Source organism: Fibrobacter sp. UBA4297 (genome assembly GCF_002394865.1).
Classification (GTDB): domain Bacteria; phylum Fibrobacterota; class Fibrobacteria; order Fibrobacterales; family Fibrobacteraceae; genus Fibrobacter.
Window position 1 is genome coordinate 117,263 of record NZ_DGUZ01000001.1, and the last position, 23,460, is coordinate 140,722.

General features: G+C 50.1%; 18 protein-coding genes and 1 tRNA gene. 14 read left to right on the forward strand and 5 right to left on the reverse strand.

Annotation, left to right across the window (positions count from 1 at the left end; all coding sequences use genetic code 11):
* The first annotated feature begins 4 nt into the window (after window positions 1–4).
* The 5 genes from B3A20_RS00515 (at window position 5) to B3A20_RS00535 (ending at window position 4,001) form a co-directional block, all read left to right on the forward strand.
* On the forward strand, window positions 5–841 hold the full coding sequence (locus B3A20_RS00515; protein WP_290760706.1) for a hypothetical protein: 837 nt from the start codon (window positions 5–7) through the stop codon (window positions 839–841).
* Between the two features lie 104 nt (window positions 842–945).
* Window positions 946–1,803 carry an archaetidylserine decarboxylase gene (gene asd / locus B3A20_RS00520; RefSeq protein ID WP_290760708.1) on the forward strand — a complete coding sequence of 286 codons (858 nt, stop codon included), beginning with the start codon at window positions 946–948 and terminating at the stop codon, window positions 1,801–1,803.
* Window positions 1,804–1,917: 114 nt separating this feature from the next.
* Window positions 1,918–2,634, forward strand: coding sequence for a hypothetical protein (locus B3A20_RS00525; protein WP_290760710.1), 717 nt, complete (start codon window positions 1,918–1,920; stop codon window positions 2,632–2,634).
* 21 nt (window positions 2,635–2,655) lie between these two features.
* Window positions 2,656–3,510 (forward strand): hypothetical protein, encoded by an 855-nt coding sequence (locus tag B3A20_RS00530; protein WP_290760711.1) that lies wholly within the window; start codon window positions 2,656–2,658, stop codon window positions 3,508–3,510.
* Between the two features lie 155 nt (window positions 3,511–3,665).
* Window positions 3,666–4,001 (forward strand): GerW family sporulation protein, encoded by a 336-nt coding sequence (locus tag B3A20_RS00535; protein ID WP_014545361.1) that lies wholly within the window; start codon window positions 3,666–3,668, stop codon window positions 3,999–4,001.
* A 744-nt stretch (window positions 4,002–4,745) separates the two neighbouring features.
* Here B3A20_RS00535 and serC read toward each other — a convergent pair.
* Both serC and B3A20_RS00545 read right to left on the reverse strand, forming a co-directional pair.
* Window positions 4,746–5,852, reverse strand: coding sequence for a 3-phosphoserine/phosphohydroxythreonine transaminase (gene serC / locus B3A20_RS00540; RefSeq protein WP_290760715.1), 1,107 nt, complete (start codon window positions 5,850–5,852; stop codon window positions 4,746–4,748).
* Window positions 5,853–5,968: 116 nt separating this feature from the next.
* The gene (locus B3A20_RS00545; protein WP_290760717.1) at window positions 5,969–6,493 is read right to left on the reverse strand and encodes a hypothetical protein; all 525 of its coding nucleotides are present in this window, start codon (window positions 6,491–6,493) and stop codon (window positions 5,969–5,971) included.
* Window positions 6,494–6,790: 297 nt separating this feature from the next.
* On the opposite strand from B3A20_RS00545, the gene B3A20_RS00550 reads away from it, so the two are divergent.
* Window positions 6,791–11,065, forward strand: a complete 4,275-nt coding sequence (locus B3A20_RS00550) for a hypothetical protein (protein ID WP_290760719.1) — start codon at window positions 6,791–6,793, stop codon at window positions 11,063–11,065.
* Between the two features lie 3 nt (window positions 11,066–11,068).
* Entirely contained in the window at window positions 11,069–13,327 is a 2,259-nt protein-coding gene (locus B3A20_RS00555) for an OmpA family protein (RefSeq protein WP_290760720.1), read from the forward strand.
* A gap of 181 nt (window positions 13,328–13,508) precedes the next feature.
* Here the strand turns inward: B3A20_RS00555 and metF are convergent, their stop codons facing one another.
* Window positions 13,509–14,399, reverse strand: a complete 891-nt coding sequence (gene metF, locus B3A20_RS00560) for a methylenetetrahydrofolate reductase [NAD(P)H] (RefSeq protein ID WP_290760721.1) — start codon at window positions 14,397–14,399, stop codon at window positions 13,509–13,511.
* 253 nt (window positions 14,400–14,652) lie between these two features.
* Between metF and B3A20_RS00565 the strand changes: the two genes are divergently transcribed.
* A tRNA-Arg gene (locus B3A20_RS00565) sits at window positions 14,653–14,726 on the forward strand.
* A 161-nt stretch (window positions 14,727–14,887) separates the two neighbouring features.
* Here the strand turns inward: B3A20_RS00565 and B3A20_RS00570 are convergent.
* Both B3A20_RS00570 and fliB read right to left on the reverse strand, forming a co-directional pair.
* Entirely contained in the window at window positions 14,888–15,430 is a 543-nt protein-coding gene (locus tag B3A20_RS00570) for a TlpA disulfide reductase family protein (protein ID WP_290760723.1), read from the reverse strand.
* A gap of 160 nt (window positions 15,431–15,590) precedes the next feature.
* The gene (gene fliB / locus B3A20_RS00575; RefSeq protein WP_290760724.1) at window positions 15,591–16,661 is read right to left on the reverse strand and encodes a flagellin lysine-N-methylase; all 1,071 of its coding nucleotides are present in this window, start codon (window positions 16,659–16,661) and stop codon (window positions 15,591–15,593) included.
* A gap of 336 nt (window positions 16,662–16,997) precedes the next feature.
* Here fliB and B3A20_RS00580 point away from each other — a divergent pair, with 336 nt between their 5' ends.
* Genes B3A20_RS00580 through B3A20_RS00605 form a run of 6 tightly spaced genes read left to right on the forward strand, consistent with a single transcriptional unit; the run spans window position 16,998 to window position 23,460 of the window.
* On the forward strand, window positions 16,998–17,471 hold the full coding sequence (locus B3A20_RS00580; RefSeq protein WP_290760726.1) for a division/cell wall cluster transcriptional repressor MraZ: 474 nt from the start codon (window positions 16,998–17,000) through the stop codon (window positions 17,469–17,471).
* Entirely contained in the window at window positions 17,461–18,474 is a 1,014-nt protein-coding gene (gene rsmH, locus B3A20_RS00585) for a 16S rRNA (cytosine(1402)-N(4))-methyltransferase RsmH (RefSeq protein ID WP_290760728.1), read from the forward strand. Before B3A20_RS00580 ends, rsmH begins: the two co-directional genes overlap by 11 nt.
* The gene (locus B3A20_RS00590) at window positions 18,471–18,788 is read left to right on the forward strand and encodes a hypothetical protein (protein WP_290760731.1); all 318 of its coding nucleotides are present in this window, start codon (window positions 18,471–18,473) and stop codon (window positions 18,786–18,788) included. Before rsmH ends, B3A20_RS00590 begins: the two co-directional genes overlap by 4 nt.
* On the forward strand, window positions 18,781–20,667 hold the full coding sequence (locus B3A20_RS00595) for a penicillin-binding protein (protein ID WP_290760733.1): 1,887 nt from the start codon (window positions 18,781–18,783) through the stop codon (window positions 20,665–20,667). The genes B3A20_RS00590 and B3A20_RS00595 overlap by 8 nt, the downstream gene beginning before the upstream one ends.
* Window positions 20,667–22,088, forward strand: coding sequence for a UDP-N-acetylmuramoyl-L-alanyl-D-glutamate--2,6-diaminopimelate ligase (locus B3A20_RS00600; RefSeq protein ID WP_290760736.1), 1,422 nt, complete (start codon window positions 20,667–20,669; stop codon window positions 22,086–22,088). The genes B3A20_RS00595 and B3A20_RS00600 overlap by 1 nt, the downstream gene beginning before the upstream one ends.
* Window positions 22,075–23,460 carry a UDP-N-acetylmuramoyl-tripeptide--D-alanyl-D-alanine ligase gene (locus tag B3A20_RS00605; protein ID WP_290760738.1) on the forward strand — a complete coding sequence of 462 codons (1,386 nt, stop codon included), beginning with the start codon at window positions 22,075–22,077 and terminating at the stop codon, window positions 23,458–23,460. Before B3A20_RS00600 ends, B3A20_RS00605 begins: the two co-directional genes overlap by 14 nt.

Below are 23,460 nucleotides of genomic sequence, written 5' to 3' on the forward strand. Positions count from 1 at the left end.
CTTTATGAAAAAGAATCATTTGTCGTTCATGGCTTTATTGTTCGCATCAACGCTATTCGTCTCTTGTGCGGGGTCGCGCGATAGTGCTCCCGAAGGTGGCGACATGGCTGACGCTCCTTGCACGGAATGCGGCACGCAAGGCGATATCGTGCTGAAAATCACGGACGAAAAGTTCTACCGCGAATGGAACCAGGTCGCATTTAGCCGTATCGATTCTAATGCCGTTGTGGGCGTTTTCCCTGCGCTCAAGGTGACGGCGACCCGTCCCGAAGAATGCAAAATGTGCCACAGCTTCAGTGCCGATGCTTTAGACTTTGACCTTGCACGCGTCGAAGATTCTTTGTTTGCAAAAGCGTTCCCGAAAATGCAACGCGATTTGATGATTGTCGGCATGCGCGTGCCGGATGCGGATTCCGCTTATGTTGATTCTTTGTCTGCAAAGATTCTAGCTGAAAAATTCGTGGAAGGCAAACGCCTGGATGACGTGACTCCGTGGGAAGAGCGCGATGGCGTGGAACAGACGATTGCACGCCAATTGCCATTTAAGCTAAAGGACTTGTTGAACGGAATTGCTAGCCGCTATGAACTGCGTTATTTGACAATTCCGCTTGTGCTGAATGTGGAGATGGATCCGGATTTGGGCAAAAAAGGCGGCTTCAAATGGCAAATCGTGTGGAGCATGTGGGATGCCCGCTACGGTGAACTTGTCGCCCTCACTTACTCTAAGTTCACTGCCGCAACGACGACCCGCGTGGCGCCCGAAAAGGAATGGGCAACACCGTTTGCCGCTAGACTCTGGAAACTGCTCAATACCGACGTCGCGCATTTCGAAAACCATTGATTTAGTTACTAGTTCTTAGTCGTTAGATTAATTTTTGGCGCCTTCGGCGCGATTGTAAAGAACTACTGACCATTGACTAAAGACTAATTACTAACTTTAAAAACATGAACACTCCTTTCTACGTTTTTATGAAGCTTTTGCCGAAAAATGCCGCAAGCCGCATTTTCGGTGCCTTTACGCGTTTGCGCATCCCGTTTTTGAGCAAGTTCGCTCGCAACGCCTTTGCTAGCTATTACAAACTCGACATGTCTGAATCGGAATACCCGCTCAGCCATTACAAGAACATTGGTGAACTTTTTATCCGCAAGCTCAAACCGGGTATGCGACCGGTTGCCGACGGTGCCGAAATCGTAAGCCCGGTCGATGGCGTGCTTTCGCAGACGGGAACGTTCGATGGCGATGACCAAAATTTGATCCAGGCGAAGGGCAAAACTTACACGCTCAAGAGCCTTTTGCGTAGTGAAAAACTTGCAGAACGTTTCAAGGGCGGCGCTTTTGCGACGATTTACTTGGCTCCGTTTAACTACCACCGCATCCACAGCCCCGTCAAGGGCGACCTCGTGCTTTCGAGCTATTGCCCGGGTACGCTTTGGCCGGTTAACCCAGGTAGTGTTGAACGTGTCGAAGGTCTTTTCAGTATCAATGAACGCTTGACGAGTGAACTCCGCTTGGCGGACGGTTCCGAAGTGCTCGTGGTCAAGGTCGGTGCGACAAACGTTGGCCGCATTGGCGTCGTGTATAACGATTCCATCTTGACGAACGCAGGCAAGCTCCCGCGCGACAAAAAGCGCTTGGACTGGATCCCGAATCGGCAGTTCTCTTTTGACCGTGGCGATGAACTTGGCCGCTTTGAAATGGGCAGTACCGTGATTCTCGTGGTCGACAAGAAAATTCGCGAACGCCATCCGGACTTGTTCAAGTCCCGTCTTGGACAGGCGGTGAAGGTGGGCGAGGCTCTCTAGTTGGTCTCGGTAAAGCGTTTCATTCACGATGAACCAGCGCTATTCAAGGCTTCGAAAGCCTTTGTAGCGCTCCTTTTCAAGTGCGCTGACCCCATAGTTTATGTTGCTCAAAAAATGCCCACGGCGAATGAACAGATTGCGTGGACGTTGCTTGGAACGGTCTTATTCCAGGATCGTTCTTATCCCGATATTTTACGCCTTCTCGTGAAACTGTACGAGCGTTTCCCGGGTGATAAGCTTTGGTCGCTCCCCGTGCCGAAAGGTGGCGAAATCGAAGATGTTGTTGAGCAGACGTTCAATAGTCGCAACTGGACGGTCTTTGAACATGTCTCCGGAATTTTTTGGAGCGTTGGGCTTTTTGTGCGCCATCACCCGGACCTTGTGGCGTGGGTGCGTGAGCAAACTCCCGAAGAAATGTGGCAAGACTTGGGCGAAATCTATTTCATGGGACGCTCGAATCCGCGCCCTAAAGCGTGTGCTGCGATTTATCGCATGCTTGCGCCTAAGCCGCTTGGCCTTGGACTTACGTGCCGCGACAGTTCTAGAATGCCGCACTTGCCGCTCACGATGGGCGCTCGACGGTTCCTTGCGATGCTTGGGCCTGCGAAGGAATCTAGCTTTGCGGAACTGGAACCCGCTCAAAAACAAAAACTCGCGAATGAATATTTTATGGCGCTTGCTCCGGAGAACCCGTATTTTGCGGCGCATTCGCTCCAGTTCTTTCTGGAAAATGGGAGCGAGGGCTTTATTTGCCGCGAGCTGACATCGCATTGCGCGAAGTGTCCGCTTTATGAGTATTGTAATTACGCCGAAGTCCGCAAACGAGATTGATGTATGCTAAATTTTATGTGTATGAATCGTTTCTTTTCGGTGTTGCCTAAGTTTGTTTGTGCGGGAGCTTGTTTCGTTGCATTCATGCTGTGTGCATGCGAACAGAAGGTCGAAGAAATTGTCGATTACACGCTAGTGTGCTACAATGACGTGTGGCCGATGGACGAAATTCGTATCGATGAAAATCCGAACGACGATATCAAGGCTCTTGTGCGACGCATCGATTTACGCTACCCCGTGATGCTCGGCGACACTTTGGATGTGACGATTCTTGAATTCAAGAGCGACGTCTATGCGCTTGACTATTACATGAACAGTGGGCGCTTTCAGGGGATTGTTCCGATTTTGCGTGGCTCGTTTCTTGAACAAAGTATTCGCTCTGCCGCGCGAATCTTCATCTTTAAGCACGATAGCTTCCGCCGTTACGAACGCAGCGATCTTGAAACTTATGTCCACCAGTTCCCGAACGCTCGACATGGCGGGTTCCCGCAGGAATTCCTGAGTCTTCCGTTTGAACATCGCGAACCGGGGCATACTTCGATACAGACAAAATATTTCATTGGCGTTAAGGCTTATTTCCCTGTGCTCGCCCAGAGCTACAGGGATGCCGACCTGCAGTGGAATGTCGCCCGCAGTTGGGATCTTGTCGAAGAGAACGACTTTATCGCCTGGGGCCGCCAGCTGAGCATTGTACAGCCCAAAGGCATTTACCGCGAAACCTCGACGCTTTACTTTAATGCGGGCGAGGGCGTGAACGGCATGGCAACGAGACTCCCGGGTGGGCGAGTCGTGGCCGTGTGGGGTTACCTTGATTGGACTGACTTGGAACGCAAGTTTTTTACAGCGAGTGACCGCATTTACGGTGCGAGGTATTAGCGGCTTTAGCCGCAGTAGACAGTAGACAGTATGCAGTAGATAGGACTAGTTTGGCGGCTTTGCCGCGATTATGAAAAACTAACCACTAGCCTCTTTTTTATGTATTTCTTTCGTCTTTCGTCTCTCGTCTCTCGTCTATAATCTATATTAGAGCCATGGCTATTGAAAAACTTGCAGAAACTCTTTTGGAAAAGCTCCGCTTCATCACGAAGGCGGAAACTGTCATCGGTGAACCTATCCAGGCGGGCGAAACAACCGTTGTGCCTGTAAGCCGCGTGTCCGTAGGCTTTGGCTTTGGCGGTCACCAGAACAAGGGCGATACATCTGCATCTGGCGGTGGCGCTTCGGTCGACCCGGTCGCGTTTCTCGTCATCAAGGGCGATGACGTGCGCATCATGCCGATTACCAAGGATAGCTCGCTCGTGTCGAAAATCATGGACATCGTCCCTGATATTACGAATAAATTTGCTAAGAAGCCCGCTGACAATTAAGAAGTTGTCGCTGAGCGCTCTTTTGTGTTTGTAATGTCCGCCTTTGTGCGGACTTTTTTTGATTTGTCATTCCACTTCGTGGCTTGACTTGTTCGCCTCGGATATAGAAACGTGCAAGCATGTTTCTGCATCGCTCGGCTCCTTGTCATTCCCGCCTTGAGCGGGAATCTCCTTTTCTAGTCAAAAACAGAATTTTATTGGTCTTTTTCTCTATTTTTGTACTTTTGAAAACTTCGCTAAAAATTTGAGAACATCTTGAGTATGTTTGAAAATGTGGTGTTTTGCAAAAATATATTAAAAATTGCTTTTTTCTATTGACATTCGCAATTTAAAAGAGTATCTTTACTTATGTAAAAACGAGAAAGTGAAAGCCTTTGGGTGTGTGTGGGTTAGTAATTTTGAGAACAAAAAGAAGGTTCTAAACTTATCTCGGTGGTTTTACAAGGTCGTGTTTTGGTTGTTGGACCTTGTGAAATACCCGGCACGGGGACATACGTGCCACGAAATCCTCCTCCAAGGCGCCGTAATGGCGTACTCCTAACACAAAAAATAGGACCTCCTCATACTCCATGAGGAGGTTCTTCTTTTATACTCCCATTGTCATGCCCGACGCCTGTCCTCGCGCCTGTCCTCGCGCCTGTCCTCGCTTGACGGGGATGACGGGGATGATCGGGCATCTCCCTTAAACGAAAAAGCCCCGGCACTAGGCCGAGGCTTTCTCAAATGCGTTGCGCGGTTAATTAATTACCCAAGAACTTTCTTTTCGAAGTCGCCGAGGCAATCCACGAGAGCCTGCACGCCTTCGACCGGCATAGCGTTGTAGATAGAAGCGCGGAAGCCGCCGACAGAACGGTGACCCTTGAGCTGCTGGAGGCCACGAGCCTTAGCGAATTCGAGGAATTCCTTGGCGAGATCGTCAGCCTTGTCAGCTGCAACGACGTCCTTGTTGAACACGAACGGAACGTTCATGATGGAACGGTCTTCCTTAGCAGCTGTACCGACGAACACCTTGGAGTTGTCGAGTGCGCTGTAGAGGAGGGCTGCCTTGGAACGGTTCACCTTTTCGATAGCTTCAACACCACCGAATTCCTTGAGCCACTTGAGGGTGCGGTTCATCACGTACACGGCAAAGACCGGAGGTGTGTTGAACATGTTCTTTGCATCGATGTGGGTCTGGAAGTTGAGCATCGTCGGGATGGTGCGGTTCACCTTGCCGAGGAGGCCCTTCTTGATGATCGTCACGGTCACGCCAGCGCAGCTGATATTCTTCTGGGCGCCGCCGTACACAACGCCGAAGTCGGACACGTTGATCTTACGGGCGAGGAAGTCGGAGCTCACGTCTGCCATGAGGAAGCCGGACTTCGGCTTCGGGAAGTTGTGCCATTCCGTACCGTAAATCGTGTTGTTTGCGGTCACGTGGAGGTAAGTTGCGTTGTCGCTGAGCTTCAAGTTCTTGTCGATGCGGCTGTAAGTTTCAGACTTGGTGTCGCAAGCGGCGAGAGCGTTACCGAACTGCTTAGCTTCCTTGTAAGCCTTGTTTGCCCAAACGCCAGTCAAAGCGTAGTCGGCCGTAGCGTTCTGGTCGAGGAAGTTCATTGGGAGCATGCAGAACAAAAGTGAGCAACCACCACCGAGGAACACGATGTCGTAGTCTTCCGGGATGCCCATCAATTCACGGAGGTAGTCTTCCGTCTGGGCGAACATGTTTTCAATCGGCTTTGAACGGTGACTCATGGAGAGGATACTGATGCCGCTGTTTTCGAAGTCGATGCATGCAGCAGATGCTTCCTTGAGTGCCTGTTCGGGCAGGACAGACGGTCCTGCGCTAAAGTTATAGACTTTATTTGCCATTGTTGTGTTCCTTTTTAGGGGTTTGTGCCCGTTGGGGCTAAAAAAATTACGGTGTAAAATTAGTAAATCGGTGTTGGCGTGGCAATAAAAAAAGCCCGCTCGCGGCGGGCATTTTTTTAAACTCCAAGTGCCTGGATGGCAGCCTTGTACTTCTTGAGACGGAACTTCGTCTTGAGTTCGCGGCGTTCCTGACGGTGGATGTACTTGTCGTCCATGAGCACGTTCAAAATGGCGCTCTTGGCCTTGGCGGCTGTCGGGTTATCCTTGAGCGTTTCGACAAAGCGTACAAAGTCCTTTTCGCGGGCGTCGTAGGTAGCGTCTTCGGCCGGCACACCCTTTTCCATGAGGTGGCAGCTGTATTCGTCAATCCATGCCTGGTTCTTGTGGTAGGTCATCTTCTGGATGAGGTCCACCATGTCGGCCGGTACGCCCATCTTGATCATGTCGTCCGGAGTCTTTTTAGTGGCAGAAGTAATGGAATCCTGCAAAATAGCGAGAACCTGGACATCTTCGGATTCGCCTTTGTTCTTGAGATAGTCGGCGACATTCTGGAGGAAATCGATGTATGGGCCACCGGCTTTGTCTTGCTGGCCTTTGTGGACGGATTCTGCAATTTTGTAGGCGTCTTGATAAGAAAGCATTATTAACCTTTTTTTAAAAACTTCGAGCATTGTTGATGCCCATGACTTGAATATACATAAAGCTTAGTTAAAAAATCGACTGTTTTTTTTAAAAGGAGGGAAAAAGCCTGTTTTTTACGCAAAAAATGATGGGATGTGTCGAAAAATCATTTTATCGGGTTAAAAATGCCATGTTACTAAAACTTTTTGGATTTGCTATAGCCCAAATGGGTTATGCCCTAAACTCTTTACGATAAATTTAAAAAAAGCTAAATTTGTACAGGTTTTTACCCAAATGTAAATAATTGGAAACAAAAGATGAACAAGAAAACCATCAAGTTCGGGCTTGCAGTTTCTGCAATGGCTCTTTATTTCGCCGGTTGTGGCGATGACCTGTTATATTCACAGGATGTCAATCAGTTTACTACGGTTTCTTCGCTGAAGCCTGAAGACTGTAGCGATTCGACCGAAGGCTCTATGGCTTTTGTAAAGTCCAAGGCTACGATGTACGTGTGCTCTGAAGGCGAATGGGTCGCCATGAACGACCATGAAGCCATCCAGTACCGTTGCGAATCCAAGGAACTCAAGGACAAGTCCGGCATTGCGATTATTTGCGATGGCAACGATACAATCGGTGTTGTCTACAATGGCAAGAATGGTTCCGACGGCTCCAGCGGCGCGAACGGTTCCAGCGGTACGAATGGCAAGTCCGCTTATGAAATCGCAAAGGATAACGGTTTCAAGGGCTCCGAACAGGAATGGCTTGCATCCTTGAAGGGAGAAGCTGGAAAGAACGGCTCCAACGGTTCGAATGGTTCAAATGGCGTAAGTGTCGATACAGCCGCTATCAAGAAGTCTATCAATGACGCTTTGAGCGCAGCCTCTGCTAAGAGCGAAAAGGACATCAACGCCAAGTTGAGCAGCGCCTCTGCCAAGAACCAGAAGGATATTGACGATGCTCTTGCGAACTTGAGCTCTGCCTCTGCCAAGAACCAGAAGGATGTCGATGACGCCCTCAAGAACTTGAGTTCTGCAACGGACAAGTTCGGCGAAGATATCGACAGCAAGTTCAACGATGCTTACAGTAGCTTGAGTGCTGAACTTGAAGACAAAAAATGCGAAATCGTCAATACGGAACGCAACGACGAAAAGGCTATCATCACCGTGACCATCAAGTGCGGCGACGCCGAGACCAAGATGGAAATCCCGTTCACAGTCGTGAACGAGAACCTCGCCAAGGTGTACAAGAAGCATGTGGTGGTGCGTTTCCCGGTGCAGGCCAATAAGGAAACTCGCTCCAGAAACATCTACGAAGAAATCTGGAAAGAACTCAGGGGCGGCGACAATACAGAACTCACCGTGACGGACCTTGACGAAAAGTTCGCCCCGAGCGGCAAGGTGTTTATGCAGGACTTGTTCGCCTCTGCCAATAAATCCTTTGTGACAATCGAAGAAACCAACGAAAAAATGGTGGAATACAAGATTGCCCGTCTCGAAGGGGATCTCGACATCACGAACCTTACGACCCCGATTGTAAAACTCCGCGTCAAGTTGAGCTTGACACCAAGCGTATTCGCGAAACTAGGCATAGGCATAATCGGCCCTCATGGCTTAGTAACGGAGCCTACAACGGATGTTATTTTCAATGCCTATGCAGACTTGTCCGATGCATCCGATACGATTGTCATCGACTTCTTGACCGACTACAAGGCTGCCCGCGTAAAGAAGTTGGTTGACGATGGTAACGGTTTTGGTGTTGCAAACGAGCAGGCAAACAAGGAACTTGCCCACGCCCTTTATTTGGAAAACAGCGAAGAATATCCGTCTTTCGAACACTTTGTCCCTGACCAGATTGGTCTGGCCGAAAACTTCAACAGTATCGCCTGGGTGATTGCCCTCATTCAACAAAAGGACAAGACTCCGGGTTTTAACTCGGTCTATAACGCTTTCCGCAATGTCTTTGCCGAAAACGGCAACTTTAACACCGCCGTCAATACGACTTATGCAGGCAAGGAACACAGCATGTTCTTTGTTGATTACCTCGCTTTGCTTATCGACGCCGCATTCAACTTGCGGGTTGCCTATGAAACCGGGATAGATGGCTGGTTCGGTTCAGATGCCGTCTATTACAAGATTTTGCAGAATGGATTTGTGGAAGCCTATAAGCTTAAAGTCGAAGACGCAAAGGTTTTCAATGATCCGGATGGCTATAGCAGCAAGGTATATAAGTCTGATGTCAAAGGGGGATATTTCCGTTACTTTGAATATATCGAAAACGAACAAGTTTGGTATCCTGTAATTTGGGCTGCAGGGGCCGCGACGGCGGAAAAAGATTGCGATGAAAACGCAGTTAATTCGACCTTCTTCTATAGCTTTGATGGTCTTGATGACAATGCCGTTTGTGTATGCGACAATGGAAACTGCGGCTGGCAATATACTGAAAATGTATGCTTGGGCCGTAATAAAGGAGATAAGGGCGCCTGGTTTGTAGACGGGAAAATTCAAGAGTATGAGTGCGAATGTGATCTATCAGCTTCTTCTACTTGCGATGATCTTGTGCCTGGTATTCCGAACTCTTCGAACTCTGTTGCATCCTCTTCTAGCGCTGCAAGTGGCAAGACTCCAGAAGAACAGGCCAACAATCCGGAATCCAAGCTTTACCTCGGTGTGTGCAATGTCGACAACGAAGGCAAAGAAAAACTGTTCGACATCAGGAATGCGGAACTTGCCACGACAACAAGCAAAACAACCTTTGTATGCGATGGCTCCAAATGGAGACAGAAAGATTATCATGATGAGAAATATGGAATATGTTCAAAAACTACGATGGAAAAGGGCGAAGTCAAGGAAGAAAATGGTTCCGAACATTATAAGTGCGATTACCTTGATAAACAGGAAAAATACGAATGGATCGCTGCTGATTGGCAAGACGTGTATAATGAAAAGGCTTGCCATTATGGCTATGTCAATAAAAAAATGGTTACTGGATCCGGTTATGAATATGTTTGTGAAGAAAATTCTGAATATACAGACAACGACGGTAACCATACCCATGAATGGCGTGAAACGACTGTTGATGAATTTTGCGTGGGTGATCGCGTCGAGGCTACAGTGCAGAAGCTTGAAGACGAAGACCTCGGCGAATCGACCTTCAACGAAAAGTGTAGCTACCACGGTTCTACCTATGCGAGAAACAATACTGCTAGCGGGGCCAAGGAATGGGTGTACTACGGTAATTTTACCAACGAAAGCACAAGAAACAGCGTCCTCTTGCTCTTGAATGGTTATAAGGATAATATAATTTACGCTTGTAACGATTGGGTCAACATCTACTGTGAGCCAGTTTCTGTAGAAACCGTGCAGAGTAAAATTGCCTCGAATATGCCAGAAGTCGAAAAACAGAAATGGATTAATGTCCTTTGCAACTATGGCGATTACAAGCGTGCTAGTGGCTACGCCGACGGCATCGCCTTTGAAGTCAACGTAACGTTAAAGAGTGGCGAAAATCCGAAGACGTTTGTCGCTAGTGCCAAGAGAGATGATTGGCACGAACCTACCTTTGAGGATATCTATGGCAAATGCGATAAAGATAAGATGGAAAATCAAACCAAAGTAGCTGTTTACGGAGGGGAAAAATACAAGTGTAACTACATTTCTGGAGGTCCTTCCAGCGGATACTACTCTTGGGTTAAAGCAAGCGATTTGGATGAAAACGCAACGCTTGGAATTTGCACGAGAAATCGAAAAAAAGATGCCGCTGTAGTCGGTGACGTATACTATGAATGTCTTAGTAATGGTAACGCAGAAGGAATCCCCGCAAGTTCTTCCTCCACAGATTGGCTAAAAATTAATGAAAATGAGTACCTTAACGCCAAGTTTGGTTATTGCGATACCGATAGAGGTGATACTAAAAACATTGCAGACATTAAGAGCGAAACCCTCAAGGATGGTGAAAGCCACAGTTTCAAGTGCTCTATAGCTAAAGACGTCGTAAATGACTATGGTAAGTGGGTTGACGCCTCCACAGACATTGTTCTCGACAAGATTTGCAACAGAGATAACGAAGATGCAACAGTTACCAAAGAAAGCGTAATCTATGTCTGTGCGTACAAGGATGAATCATCCATGTATCAGTGGATTACTTCTGATGAGTACTGCGAAACTCATGGTGAAAATTTGACATATGGCGGGTATCTTGATAATCCGTATAGTTCTTCTAGTATGTCTCACTGTGGTAGACGTATTGAATGTCAAACGGAAACCGACAAGAAAATCTGCCATGTCGGTACCGAGTCTTTCGTCAATTTGGATACCGTGTGGCAATCTGTGGCAGTATATTGCGATAAACATTCTACAGGTTCCGCCTGTGAATTTGTCAATCATGAAGGTGAAGATATAACTATGTCTACTCTTAAGTATTACGAACAAACGGAATACTACGTAAAAACAGAACAAGGTTATAAGAAAGCAGAAACTGCAGAAGAATATTGCGATGCGTTTAGTCAGGATCATAAAGGGCTCTGCGTATTTGATTTTGGCATTTATACGTATTACGAAAGTTCCAGGGAATGGGACCTTACCCTTTTGTACTAGAACATGAAAAAACTTACCCTTATACTCGCACTTGCGCAGGCGGCTGTCTTTGCTCAGACTGGCCTCCTGGGGGGTAAAACTGGCCTCCACCAGCAAGATGCGAATACGCTTGGATTTTTCCACTTCCGTTTAGGGACGGGCGGTACAATTGCGACAGATAACTGGGGCTACACCCGTGGCGCCTTGTTTACGGACCAACATGGTCGTACCCAGGAACTCGATGTGTGGGACGCCCGTATGGAAAAGGGCCGCATTGACGGCGCTTTGGCCGGTAACTTTAACTTTGCGTTTGGCCTCCGTGACGACTTGGATATCGGCGTGAGCCTCCCGATTTACTACGACCACGCAAAGGACTACTCTGGCGAAGCTATCCGCGCTCACATGGGCAAGGGTGGCCTCGGTGACTTGCAGTTCTATGCAAAATACCGCACGCCGCACTGGTTTGGCCCGGATTACATGACAACTGCCGCCGTTGTGGATTTGACGGTCCCGACTGGCTGGAGGGGCGTGGGTATCCGCCCGCGTCACGCCTGGTTCCTCGATAACGAAGGCGGCCCGACGTATGCCTACACGGCAAACAGCGTAATGCTCGGCCTTACGGGGGTTGTCTCTGTCGATTACAACAAGAAGGGTGTTCCGCTTGTCTGGAATTCTTCTCTTGGACTCATGATCGGCTTTGGCGATGCCTCGAATACGCTTGTGTATAGCACGGGCGTGAACTGGCTCGTGAACGATTATTTCCAGCCGTTCCTCGAATTCAGTGGCGAAATGCGCTTTGGCAACGATGCGTATCCGTTCAGCCCGATTACCGACCCGATGGTGCTCACGCCGGGTATCAATGTGAAGATTCCGTTCTTCAACATTGACTTTGCTGCGGGTATCGATATCGGTATCGGAAACCTTGTGGATGGCTATGACCGTAAAGACGCGATGGACAACTGCAAGGATTTCCAGATCAAGTTCAAGGGCGAAACGGGTTACAGGGCTAGCTACTGCTATGTTGCCCAGCCGCTTATTGCCGGTATCGCAAAGCTCACGTGGACGTTTGGCTTTGACGGCGACGACGATAACGATGGCGTAAAGAACCGCAAGGACAAGTGTCCGGAAACGTTCCCGCCGATAGTCGTGGACGAAGACGGCTGCGGCATCGATACTGACGAAGACAAGGTCTTTGACGGTCTCGACAAGTGCCCGGAAACGCCGAAGGGTGTCGCCGTGGATTCTGTCGGTTGCCCGCTGGATACGGACGAAGATACGGTCCCGGATTACAAGGATATGTGCCCTGAAACGCCGAAGGGCGTCAAGGTAGATTCTGTCGGCTGCCCGCTGGATACGGACGAAGACACGGTCCCAGATTACAAGGACCAGTGCCCTGAAACGCCGAAGGGCTTGCCTGTGGATTCTGTTGGTTGCCCGCTCGACAGCGACAAGGACGGAGTCTTTGATGGGCCGGACAAGTGCCCGGATACGCCGGAAGGTGTCGCCGTGGATGCTGACGGTTGCCCGCTCGATACCGATAAGGATGGCGTGCCGGATTACCGTGACAAGTGCCCGAATACGCTCCCGGGAATTCAGGTGAACAAGCGTGGCTGCCCGCTGCGCCGCAAGGAAGACCTGGACTACCTCAAGAAGGGTATTCAGTTCGAATTCGACTCGGCAAAGCTTTTGAAGTCCAGTTACCCGACTTTGGACGACATTATCGCTCTCTTGGAAAAGATTCCGGAAGTGAAACTTGAAGTCCAGGGCCATACGGATATCGTGGGTACTGAAGATTACAACCAGAAGCTTTCTGAAGACCGTGCTCACTCTGTGACGGATTACTTCCAGTCGAAGGGTATTCCTGGCGAACGCCTCCGTGCAATCGGCTTTGGTACTCGCGTGCCTGTTGCTGATAACGTAACGGACGAAGGCCGTGCCAAGAACCGCCGCGTGGAACTCATCCCGTTCGGTTACTACACCGAAGGCGATAGCACCGTGGCTGCTCCGTCTGACTCTCTGCTGAACGACAGCACGGCTGTGCCGCCTCCGACAAAGTCCGAGGTGAAGCCGGAATCCAAGCCCGAAGTGAAGGTGAAGCTCAAGGCCAATGCCGAAAAGAAGGTGAGGTCTGCTTCTAAGGCTGGCCTGAAGCGCTTGAAGAACATGCGCGACAGAGCTGAAAAGGCTGTTGTCGAAATGAAGTCGGAAGCTGCTGCCGCTGCAAAGCCGAAACCGGCCGAGACTGCTCCGGCAAAGGCAAGTGCGCCTGCTCCGGCTCCGTAGGGCGATGTCATGCCCGGCGATTGTCATCCCGGACCCCGTTCCGGGAGGGCATCACCCTCTTGAAAATGTGAAAAGACCTGGCCGTGAGCCAGGTCTTTTTGCTTGTAATCCTTGCTCCAGCCAAGGTCGCTGGACTCATCAATCGGAAAGGTCGCTGAGCCTGCCGAAGCGTCGGCGCTGTTTACCCGGCGAAGTTCTTGCCGAGAATTGCAGAGACGTTCTTGAGGATTCCCTCGGCGACGTCCGGCTTGTTCATGGAGTAAACATGTACGTTTGTGATGCCGTTCGCGTAGAGGTCGATAATCTGGTCGCTGGCGTAGATGATGCCGGCTTGCTTCATGGCTTCCGGATCGCTACCGAACTTGTCCACAAGCGACTTGAAACGCTGCGGCATGAAGGAGCCCGATAGCTTAATGGCGCGTTCGACCTGGTTTGCGTTCGTGATGGGCATGATGCCGGGGAGCACCGGGCAGTTCACGCCTGCATCGCGGAGCTTGTAAAGGAAGCTGAAGAAAAGGTTGTTGTCGAAGACCATCTGCGTTGTGAGGAAGTCTGCGCCTGCTTCGACCTTTTCCTTGAGGTGCTTGATATCTTCGGCTTGGTTTGGACTTTCCGGGTGTTTTTCCGGGTAGCATGCGGCGCCAATGCAAAAATCGGCATCAGCGGCTTTGAGTTCGCGGATGAGTTCCACAGCATGGTGGTAGTCGCAATCACCGCGACCGTTTGCAATGAGTTCCGGCGTGAGGTCGCCACGGAGGGCCATCACGTTCTTGATGCCGGCGGCCTTCATGTCTTCGATGCGCTGGTGGATGGTTTCCTTGGTGCTCGAAATGCAGGTGAGGTGGGCGAGCATCGGAATGTTGAAATTGTACTTGAGATTCTTCGCAATTTCGAGCGTGTACTGGCTTACGCCGCCGCCTGCGCCGTATGTGACGCTCATGAACGCCGGCTTGAGGGCTGCAATTGCCTCGGTGGCTGCTTTAACGTTTTCAAAACTCGTTTCTTTTTTGGGCGGGAACACCTCGAAGGAGAGGCTCATCTTGTCTTGCTTCAGGATGTCGATAATCTTCATTGTATCTCCGTGCATCGGTTGGCCTTGTGGTGTTTAATTGTGAGGCAAAGCCTTGCGTTGCGCTATAGGTTTATGCAAATATTTAAATTCATGCATAAATGTAGATAAAATTCCCGATGATGGCAATAGGGAGAGCGTAATTTTTTGGAGAAGTGGATGATTGACTGCTATGTAAAATGTCGCGAGTCGTGCGCTGAAATTGACGAAAAAACAAAATATTTGCTATATTATGACCCACCTTGAAAAAGGTCTCGCCGTCGTAGCTCAGTTGGATAGAGCAGTTGCCTTCTAAGCAACGGGTCGTGGGTTCGACTCCCGCCGACGGTATGAAAGGTTCGTGCGCCGTAGGCGTGCGAACCTTTCATGTTTTTGGTGTTGAGGAGAACCCAAGTTCGCCCCGCCGACGGTCTATAAAACAACAGACCCCGGCACAGAGGCCGGGGCTGTCTAAAAATGGAGATTCCCCGTTAGGGGAATGACAAGTCTTATTACTTTTTCAGAATCTTGTTGAGCGTTGCGCGCAAGTGGTTCATGTTCGCTTCGTTGAGCGTCTCGTAGCGGTAGAACGTGCCGTCCTTCTGCACGAGGTAGACCACCGGGATATAGCCCGTGCCGTAAGCCGGCCCAAACTTGCTATCCGTGTCCTGGAACACCGGAATGACCGCGTGGTACTGGTCGATGAACAGGCGGATGTCGTTCTTCTTGATGCCGCCGTTCAAGCCGATTGCAATGCCTGTGAGTCCCTTGGATTCATATTCCTTGATGAGGTTCTGGATTTCGGGGAAGTGCTTTTGGCAGTGTGGGCACTTGGGGCTGAAATAGTAGATGAGCAACGGGCGGTTGCTGAATTGCGCGAATAAAATGCCCGGATCGCTGATGCCCGAAAGGTGCGTAGAAAAGTCCATGATCATGGGCTTTTCAGTCTTGGGATCCATCATTAACTTAACATCGGCGACTTGCGGCTCCGGTGCGAACTGCGCAAAACCCATGACGGCTACAAGAGCTACCAAACTGAAAATGCGACTAAGCATACACATACTCCTAAAAACGTTTTTCGCTGATCTAGAGGATCTTTTTAAACAATTGTAAAATACCAAAAAATAAGGGGGTTAATTGTGATTTTCGTCAAAAAAAAGCAAAAATAATGTAAAAAATGATGGTTTGCGCGCGTTCGGTTCGCGCGCGTTCATGTTATTCGGCTAAGATTCTCTTGAAATTTGTGGGCGAAAATGAAGGGTTTTCCATGAATTCCTGCTCAAAAATCGCCATGATTTCTTCGGAATATTCGGTTTGCTTGCTCAGCAATTTTACAGCGTCAATTTTTGCTTGCGGATTTGTGGCGCTTGCGAAAACTTGTCCGAGCTTTTGAAGCATAATCCAGAAGTAAATCGCAAACTCGACCTTGGTGAGAGAGTTTCCGTCGAACAAGCTTTTTTCGTAGTAACGGAATAGCAAGTAGGCGATGATTTTTTCGCCATCGCTATCTGAGAAAAGTGGATTGCGTAAGTCTTGGCTTGCGTCTTTTGTGATTTGCCGACCATTTTCTTTTAGTTGCTTGTAGGCGGAGTCCCAGGTGGGGCCGTAGCTTTCGCCTTTGCCGAGAATATTGATCCACGACTGGTGGATGTTGTTCGAAATTTCGTTATCTATGATGTTGCTGCGGTGCTTATCGCCTTGTTCTGCAATATCGAGGCCGCTTGTTTCGATGGCGTAATCTAGCAGTTCGGCTAGGCGTTTGTTCAGTGGCTTGCCGTGGTCGGCGAGGATTGCAAATAAATGATTTCGCTCTTCAAAGATGGCGTTGCGGGCTTCGATGGCGTCTTCGGGAATGTCGTCTGGAAATTCGTTGATTTCGCGCTCGACAAACGTAATGGGCGAGGTGGCTGTGCCTTTGCATTCGAGCAGCAATCGTACGGCTTCTTCGCAGCAGAGACCCACGCCTTTTTCCATGATGTCGCCGTAGACTTCCACAAATCGCGGGTGCTCGCGGCAAATGTCGCACAAGCTAGATTCCCCGAGATGGCAAATTATGTCGCAAAGTCCGTCTTGCCTTAAAAACGGGCAACGGTCGCCAGGGCGCAGTTTGAAATGGTTGTCTTCGATGTTCTGCCGGAGCTTTTTGCCAAATTCTCCCTGGACTTTGGCGTAGCGCTTGGCGCTAACTTCGTCGATGTCGATTTCCCAGCCGACGCAGCAGGTGTCGGTGCATTTGTCGGCGGTACAATGGAACGAATCGTAAAAAGCGGGAATGCGGAGAAGCATAGGAGTTAGTTGGCAGTTGGTAGAACTTAGAGCTTAGAATATAGAATAAGAGTTTAAGATGGTTGCTCCGCTGTCTCTGGGATGCGTTGTCTAAGTTCTAAGAGCGTAGCGGACTCAGTTCTGCCAACTAATATTGCTTGTAACAAAAATCTTACGCAAATATTACCATGTGTCGGCTGAAAATTGCTGGGAGGAACGAAAATTTATGTAAAATTTTCTTAACAAAGCCGAAAAGTATGCTTTTTTTAAGTTCGACCTCTGTTTTCTATTGCCATGGTGGTAGAAAGTGGGTATATTTGTCACGTGTGTTAAGTGTTGTGGTAAAATGTGTCAAATATGGATTTCACTTCTTTCATAGGACAAGCCCAGACGGCGATCGATGGAAAGGGAAGGACCTCCTTCCCTAGGGAATTCCGTCGTCAGCTTTCGGCGTCCGAAGGGAATGAGTTCGTGGTCACCCGTGGCCCGGACCGCACCCTCCGGTTGTATGTCCTATCCGAGTATGAGAAATTCATGGCGGACTTGGATGCTAGGTCCGACCGCCGTCAAACCGACCTAGTTCGGAGAGGCCTCTGCCCCACGGTTGTGGAGATGGATGGCCAGAACCGCATTTTACTTCCGAAGATTTTATTGGAATATGCCGGCCTTAAAGACGAAGTTCTTTACGTCCAGGCCAGCGGTAAGACTCTCGAATTATGGAATCCTGAACGATTCAACGAAAAGTATGGATTGCAGACAAGTGAAGCAATCGATGCCTTCGATGCCGCGTTCTATGGTGAAGGTTTGACGGAGGGGGCTAATGGCAGATAAGAACCTCCGCAAGTCAGTACATGTAAATGAAATTTCCGAAGCCGCGGTCGCAGGGGTTCAAGGGAGAGAATTCTATCACGATCCGGTAATGCTCCAGGAATGCCTTGAAGGTTTGAACATCAAGGCCGATGGAACGTATGCGGACTGCACCCTCGGTGGTGGCGGCCATTCTTACGCCATTGCCCAGAAACTCAATGAAAACGGCGTGCTCCATGCTTTTGATCGCGATGACGAAGCGGTCCAGTTTGCGACGAAGCGCCTTGCTGGTGTTCTCCCCAAGTTTATAGTCCATCCAGTTCCGTTTGCTGAACTTGGTAACGAGATTGAACCGAATTCACTCGACGGTATCCTTTACGACCTCGGCATCAGCAGCCACCAGGTAGATGACTCTAGCCGTGGCTTTACGTTTGTAGGCGATAATCCGCTCGACCTCCGCATGGACCGCCGCGAAAACGTGTCTGCTCAGGAATGGCTCCGCAACGTAAGCGAAGACGATTTTGCCGCGGCGCTGCGCAAGAATGCCGATATGGATCGTGCGTTCAAGCTCGCTACGCGTATCAAGGAAAAGGTTAAAGAAATTACTGCCGAAGGTCGCGACGTGCTCCCGAGCGATATCAAGGCCGTTGTCGAAGCTGTGTTCCCGGACAAGCGCCGTGACGCCAATAGTTTGCTCGCCCGCGTGTTCCAGGCTGTACGCATGGAAGTGAACGGCGAACTCAAGCAGATTGAAGATAGTCTCCGCGCTGCTGTTGATTGCCTTAAGGTGGGTGGTCGCCTCGTGGTGATGAGCTACCATTCCGTGGAAGACCGCTGCGTCAAGGAAACGGCGGCAGAATTTGAAAAAGCATGCATTTGCCCGGAAAACTTGCCGGTTTGCATGTGCGGTGGCAACCACCAGCGCTTAAAGAAAGTGAACCGTAAGCCGATTTTGCCCTCGGCCGAAGAAATCAACAGGAACAGCCGGGCTCGTTCTGCAAAATTAAGGGTCTATGAAAGAGTATGACTGATAATGTGCAGAATGAAACCATAGGGTCCGAAAAGCAGGGTGTCATGGGATTGGTATTCCTTTTAGTCCTCATGATTACTATTGCGAGCATGTGCCCTGTGTATATGCAGAATAGCGTTGATCATCTTTACGGTAGTTATTTTGGTCTGAAGAAGAAGGCTGAACTTCTGAATCGTGAAATCCTTTTGAAGGATTACGAAATCAACAAGCTCATGTCCTTGAACCACCTTGCAAAGTTTGCGGAACAGACGAATCTTGGCTTGAATTCTGTTCCTGTAAAAGTCATGATAATGGGGGAATCGCATGAATAAATTCGGTGCTGATCCTCTGTTTATCTTGAAGAGTCTCGTACTTTGCACGATTTTCGTGCTTGTGCTGCAGACGTTTGACATCCAGGTCTTGAACCGTAATGTTTACCAGATGAAGACCCGTTCCATGGTGACGCATACAAAGAACTTGCATGCCGAACGTGGCTCCATTATGGATAGGAATGGCGTCGTGTTTGCTGAAAGCATGCGCGATACAAATGCGTTTCTGGGCTATAGCCGCCTCTTTTTGCAGGGTTCCCTTGCATCCCAGATTGTGGGCAAGGTTGACCATAGCGGTAGCGGTAACCTTGGCATGGAAAAGATTTACAACGATAGCCTCCGCGGTGATGAAGGTATTCGCCTGAGCATCCAGAAAGAGAACAAGAGCGAAGTTTATTCGCGCTCGAAGAACGTTGTCGAAGCTAGGTCTGGCTTGAATCTTGTGCTGACGATTGACCGCGATATGCAGGAAATTGTCGAAAAGGCCTTGAAGGATGGCGTTGCCGAATTTGCCGCAAAGAGTGCAAGTGCTGTGGTGGTGGATCCGTATACAGGCGAAATCCTTGCGATGGCGAGCTACCCGACGTTTGATCCGAATTCCAAGAATCAGGGGATTGACCGCGCGGCAAAGAACGAAATCATTTCGATGTCGTACGAGCCGGGTTCTACGTTCAAGGTCATTACTGCTGCTGCAGCCCTTGAAAATAACGTGGTCAGTCCGCAAAAGGTTTTTGCAAACGAAGGCCGTTGCTGGCAGTGGAACCCGCGCTCTGAAAAGATATGCGATACCCACGTCTATGGCGATATGGACATGAGCGAAGCCATGGTGCAGTCTTCGAATATCGTGTTTGCAAAGATTGCCTCTGAAGTGGGCGCTGTCCGTATGCATAAGATGGCGCGTGCGTTCGGCATTGGCGAGAAGGCGTTTGACAATTATGTTGGCGAAGAAAACGGAAGGCTTTTGAAGCCGACGGAACTCACTCGCGATGATAGAACGCTAAAGACGATGGGCTTTGGACATGCCGTCTCGACGACGCCAATCCAGATGGTGATGGCGTATGCGGCTATTGCAAATGGCGGAAAACTGATGCGTCCGCAGATTGTGAAGGAATGGCGCAATTCCAATAACGAGGTCATCCGGAAGGTCGAACCGGAAGAACTCCGCAGGGTTGTGTCTGAAAAGACGGCTGCGACGATTCGCAAGATGCTTTATCGCGTGGTGAATAGCGGTACGGCAAAGCGCGTCGCTTCGCAGAAGCTTACTGACGTTCTGTTTGGCGGCAAGACGGGTACGGCTGAAAAGTACAACCACTTGACCCGTTCTTATGACCGCAATTCCCAGGTGGCATCTTTCATCGGGCTTGCTCCGGCCGAAGAGACTCGTTATGTGTGCTTGGTGCTTGTGGACGATCCGCAAGGGAAGCATGTAGGTGGCCTTACTGCTGGGCCTATTTTCCGCCGCATCATGGAAGGAATTTATTACCACCCGTCGCTCTCTCCGATTGCGCACAACTTAAAGCAGGTGAAACTCGGGTCTGCATGCGACAAGGATTTTGCCGGTATGCCGGTGAGTGCCGCGAAGGATTACGCTCGTAAGCACCAGTGCGTGGTGCGTTTTGAAGGCAAGGGCCTCCGTGTGATTTCGGAGCGTGTCGATGCCGGTCTCGTGAATGGAAAGGTGCTTATGCTCGGCGATGCCGTGGCAAGCAGGATGCCCAACTTGCAGGGACTCTCATTGAGGGATGCTCTTGAGGTGATGGGGAATATCCGCATGAATGTTGAATATACAGGAAAGGGACGTGTTGTAGCTCAGGAGCCCAAAGCCGAAGAGACTTTGCAGAAGGGCATGATTTGCAAGCTGACCTTAAAGGAGAAAAGCTGATGATTTCGGAAGGACTGATGGAAAAGTTGTCCGTGACGGGGCTTTGCGATGATTCCCGCCGTGTGAAACCGGGGAATTTGTTCTTCTCCGTTCCTACGGAAGGTTTTGAAGCCTTTGCCCGTAGCGCTATTGTGGCTGGTGCCGTTGCGGTTGTGGGCGAGACGATGGCTCCCGAAGGCCTGACGTCGAAGTGGATCCAGGTGCCCGATGTGAAGGCGGCGCGTCTCGAAGCGGCTAAGATTTTCTACAAGGATCCGTTCAGCAAGCTCACTTGCCATGCCATTACGGGTACGAACGGCAAGACGACAAGTGCGTTCCTCATGAATGCGATGCTTGAGGCGGCTGGCCACAAGACTGCTTTGCTTGGCACTATCAAGAACAAGATTGGTGACAAGTCTGTGCCGGCATCGCTTACGACGCCTGGGCTTTTGGATCTTTACGACTTTGCGTCCCGCGCTGTTGCTGCGGGTTGCACCGACCTTGTGATGGAAGCGTCTTCGCACTCGCTCCACCAGGGCCGTGTGGCTGGCATTAAATTCAGAAGCGGACTCTTTAGCAACTTGACGCAGGACCATCTCGATTACCACAAGACGATGGATGCCTACTTCGAAGCAAAGAAGTTGCTCTTTACAAAGTACCTCGCCGAAAATGGCGTGGCCGTCATCAACATTGACGATGCTCACGGCGAAAAGCTTTTTAATTCTCTCGATTGTCGCAAGGTTGCGGTCTCGAGGCTTGGTAAGGCAAAGGCAGATGTGAAGCCGGCTGGTGAAATCAAGAGCACGGAAGATGGCCTTGAATTCACGCTCCCGATGATTGCGAACGAAAAGTTTGAAACTCCGCTCTGTGGCGACTTTAACGTGGACAACTTGCTCCTGGTGCTTGCCTGGGCTCACGCTCTCTGTGTGCCTGAAGATGCCATGCGCAAGGCGATTGCGACTGTGCGCGTTCCGGGCCGTTTTGAAAAGGTCTGGAGCAAGGACGGTAAGCACGTGATTGTGGACTATGCCCACACGCCGGATGCTCTTGAACGCGTGCTGAATGTGGCCCGTAGCCTTTGTCGCGGCAAGCTTTCGACCGTATTTGGTTGCGGTGGTGACCGCGACAAGACGAAGCGCCCGATTATGGGTGGCATTGCCGAACGCATTGCGGACAAGGCTTGGCTCACCTCGGATAATCCGCGTACCGAAAAGCCTGCGGACATTATCGCTGACGTTCGCGCCGGCATGACGACGGACAAGTTTGAAGTGGTCGAAAACCGCGAAGAAGCCATCAAGCGCGCTTGTGCAGAACTCAAGAGCGGCGACTGGCTTGTGATTGCAGGGAAGGGCCATGAGGATTACCAGATTATTGGTAAGACCAAACACCATTTTGACGATCGCGAAATCGCGGTGAAGGCGATGACTGATGCTGAAGCTTGATTTGACTATTGGAGAAATGCTCGAGATTCTGGAAACCGAAGCTGTCGGCGTTCCGGCCCGCACCTTGAAACGCAAGGTGAATCTCTGCATGGATTCTCGTGAAAGTGCCAAGGGCGTTGTCTTTTGGCCGATTAAGGGTGTCCGTTTTGACGCCCACCAGTTTGTACCTCAAATGGAAAAGGATGGAGCTCTGATGAGCGTAGTAAACCAAACCGCTATCGATCCGAATTTCAAGATGTACGCTCCGGTCGATGATACGACGAAGGCTCTCTTGAAGCTTGCCAAGGGCTATCAAAGACTTTTCAAGTTGAAGAAGGTCGCCATTACAGGTAGTAACGGCAAGACCACTACAAAGGAAATGACGAAGGCTGTGCTTTCGATGAAGTACAACACCCACGCGACAAAGGGGAACTTCAACAACCATATCGGTGTCCCGATGACGCTGTTCCAGCTGAAGCACAGCCACGAAGCCGCTGTTGTCGAAATGGGAACAAGCGGTCCGGACGAAATCCGCCCGCTTTCCTTGGCTACAGAACCCGATATTGCCGTGATTACGAACATTGGCGCAAGCCACTTGGAACGTCTTGGCGATTTGGACGGCGTGTTCAATGAAAAGATCAATATTGTCGCAGGCCTCAAGAAGGGCGGCACGCTGATTGTGAATGCCGATGACGAACGCCTCTGCAAGGTAAAGGCGACCAAGAATTACAAGGTCGTGACTTTCGGTGTCCGCCGTGGTGTCGTGAAGCCCGAAAAGCTCAAGTGGAACGAAAACCTCTGCGCAGATTTCTACGTTGGCCGTACGCATTTTGTTTTGAACGTGCCGGGTGACCATAACCTTTATGACGCTCTCGCGGCGATTGCCGTTGGCGAAGCTCTCCGCATCCCGAAGGGCGATATCGCGAAGGCCTTGGCAGGCTTTAGCTCTACGAGCATGCGCATGGAAATCAAGGCGGCAAACGGCTTCAAGGTGATTTCGGATTGCTACAACGCAAACCCGTCTTCGACGAAGATGGCGCTCCAGACACTTGGCAACATGCGTGTCGAAGGCAAGCGCATTGCTGTGCTTGGTGACATGCTCGAACTTGGCAAGGAAAGTGGCAATTTGCACAAGCAGATTGGTGCTCTCGTGCCTGAGATGAATTTTGACATGCTCCTCGCTGTTGGCAAGGAAGCGAAGAAGTACGTGGAAGGCGCAAAGTCCCGTGGCATGAAGAACGTGCAGTATTTCGAAACAGTCCCGGAAGTCATCAACGAACTGAGCGAAATTGTCGCCGAAGGGGATATCCTCTTGGTGAAGGGGAGCCGTGGCATGCACATGGAGCAGGTGGTGGACGCACTCCTCCGCATGGTGCCGGTATTCAAGGTTTAA

Coding starts and splice junctions, on each gene's coding strand:
- B3A20_RS00580 (WP_290760726.1), top strand. CDS start 16,998: ATGGATTTCACTTCTTTCATAGGACAAGCCCAGACGGCGATCGATGGA.
- B3A20_RS00600 (WP_290760736.1), top strand. CDS start 20,667: ATGATTTCGGAAGGACTGATGGAAAAGTTGTCCGTGACGGGGCTTTGC.
- B3A20_RS00605 (WP_290760738.1), top strand. CDS start 22,075: ATGCTGAAGCTTGATTTGACTATTGGAGAAATGCTCGAGATTCTGGAA.
- B3A20_RS00590 (WP_290760731.1), top strand. CDS start 18,471: ATGACTGATAATGTGCAGAATGAAACCATAGGGTCCGAAAAGCAGGGT.
- B3A20_RS00595 (WP_290760733.1), top strand. CDS start 18,781: ATGAATAAATTCGGTGCTGATCCTCTGTTTATCTTGAAGAGTCTCGTA.
- B3A20_RS00525 (WP_290760710.1), top strand. CDS start 1,918: ATGCCCACGGCGAATGAACAGATTGCGTGGACGTTGCTTGGAACGGTC.
- serC (WP_290760715.1), bottom strand. CDS start 5,852: ATGGCAAATAAAGTCTATAACTTTAGCGCAGGACCGTCTGTCCTGCCC.
- B3A20_RS00515 (WP_290760706.1), top strand. CDS start 5: ATGAAAAAGAATCATTTGTCGTTCATGGCTTTATTGTTCGCATCAACG.
- B3A20_RS00545 (WP_290760717.1), bottom strand. CDS start 6,493: ATGCTTTCTTATCAAGACGCCTACAAAATTGCAGAATCCGTCCACAAA.
- B3A20_RS00535 (WP_014545361.1), top strand. CDS start 3,666: ATGGCTATTGAAAAACTTGCAGAAACTCTTTTGGAAAAGCTCCGCTTC.
- rsmH (WP_290760728.1), top strand. CDS start 17,461: ATGGCAGATAAGAACCTCCGCAAGTCAGTACATGTAAATGAAATTTCC.
- B3A20_RS00550 (WP_290760719.1), top strand. CDS start 6,791: ATGAACAAGAAAACCATCAAGTTCGGGCTTGCAGTTTCTGCAATGGCT.
- metF (WP_290760721.1), bottom strand. CDS start 14,399: ATGAAGATTATCGACATCCTGAAGCAAGACAAGATGAGCCTCTCCTTC.
- fliB (WP_290760724.1), bottom strand. CDS start 16,661: ATGCTTCTCCGCATTCCCGCTTTTTACGATTCGTTCCATTGTACCGCC.
- B3A20_RS00570 (WP_290760723.1), bottom strand. CDS start 15,430: ATGCTTAGTCGCATTTTCAGTTTGGTAGCTCTTGTAGCCGTCATGGGT.
- asd (WP_290760708.1), top strand. CDS start 946: ATGAACACTCCTTTCTACGTTTTTATGAAGCTTTTGCCGAAAAATGCC.
- B3A20_RS00530 (WP_290760711.1), top strand. CDS start 2,656: ATGAATCGTTTCTTTTCGGTGTTGCCTAAGTTTGTTTGTGCGGGAGCT.
- B3A20_RS00555 (WP_290760720.1), top strand. CDS start 11,069: ATGAAAAAACTTACCCTTATACTCGCACTTGCGCAGGCGGCTGTCTTT.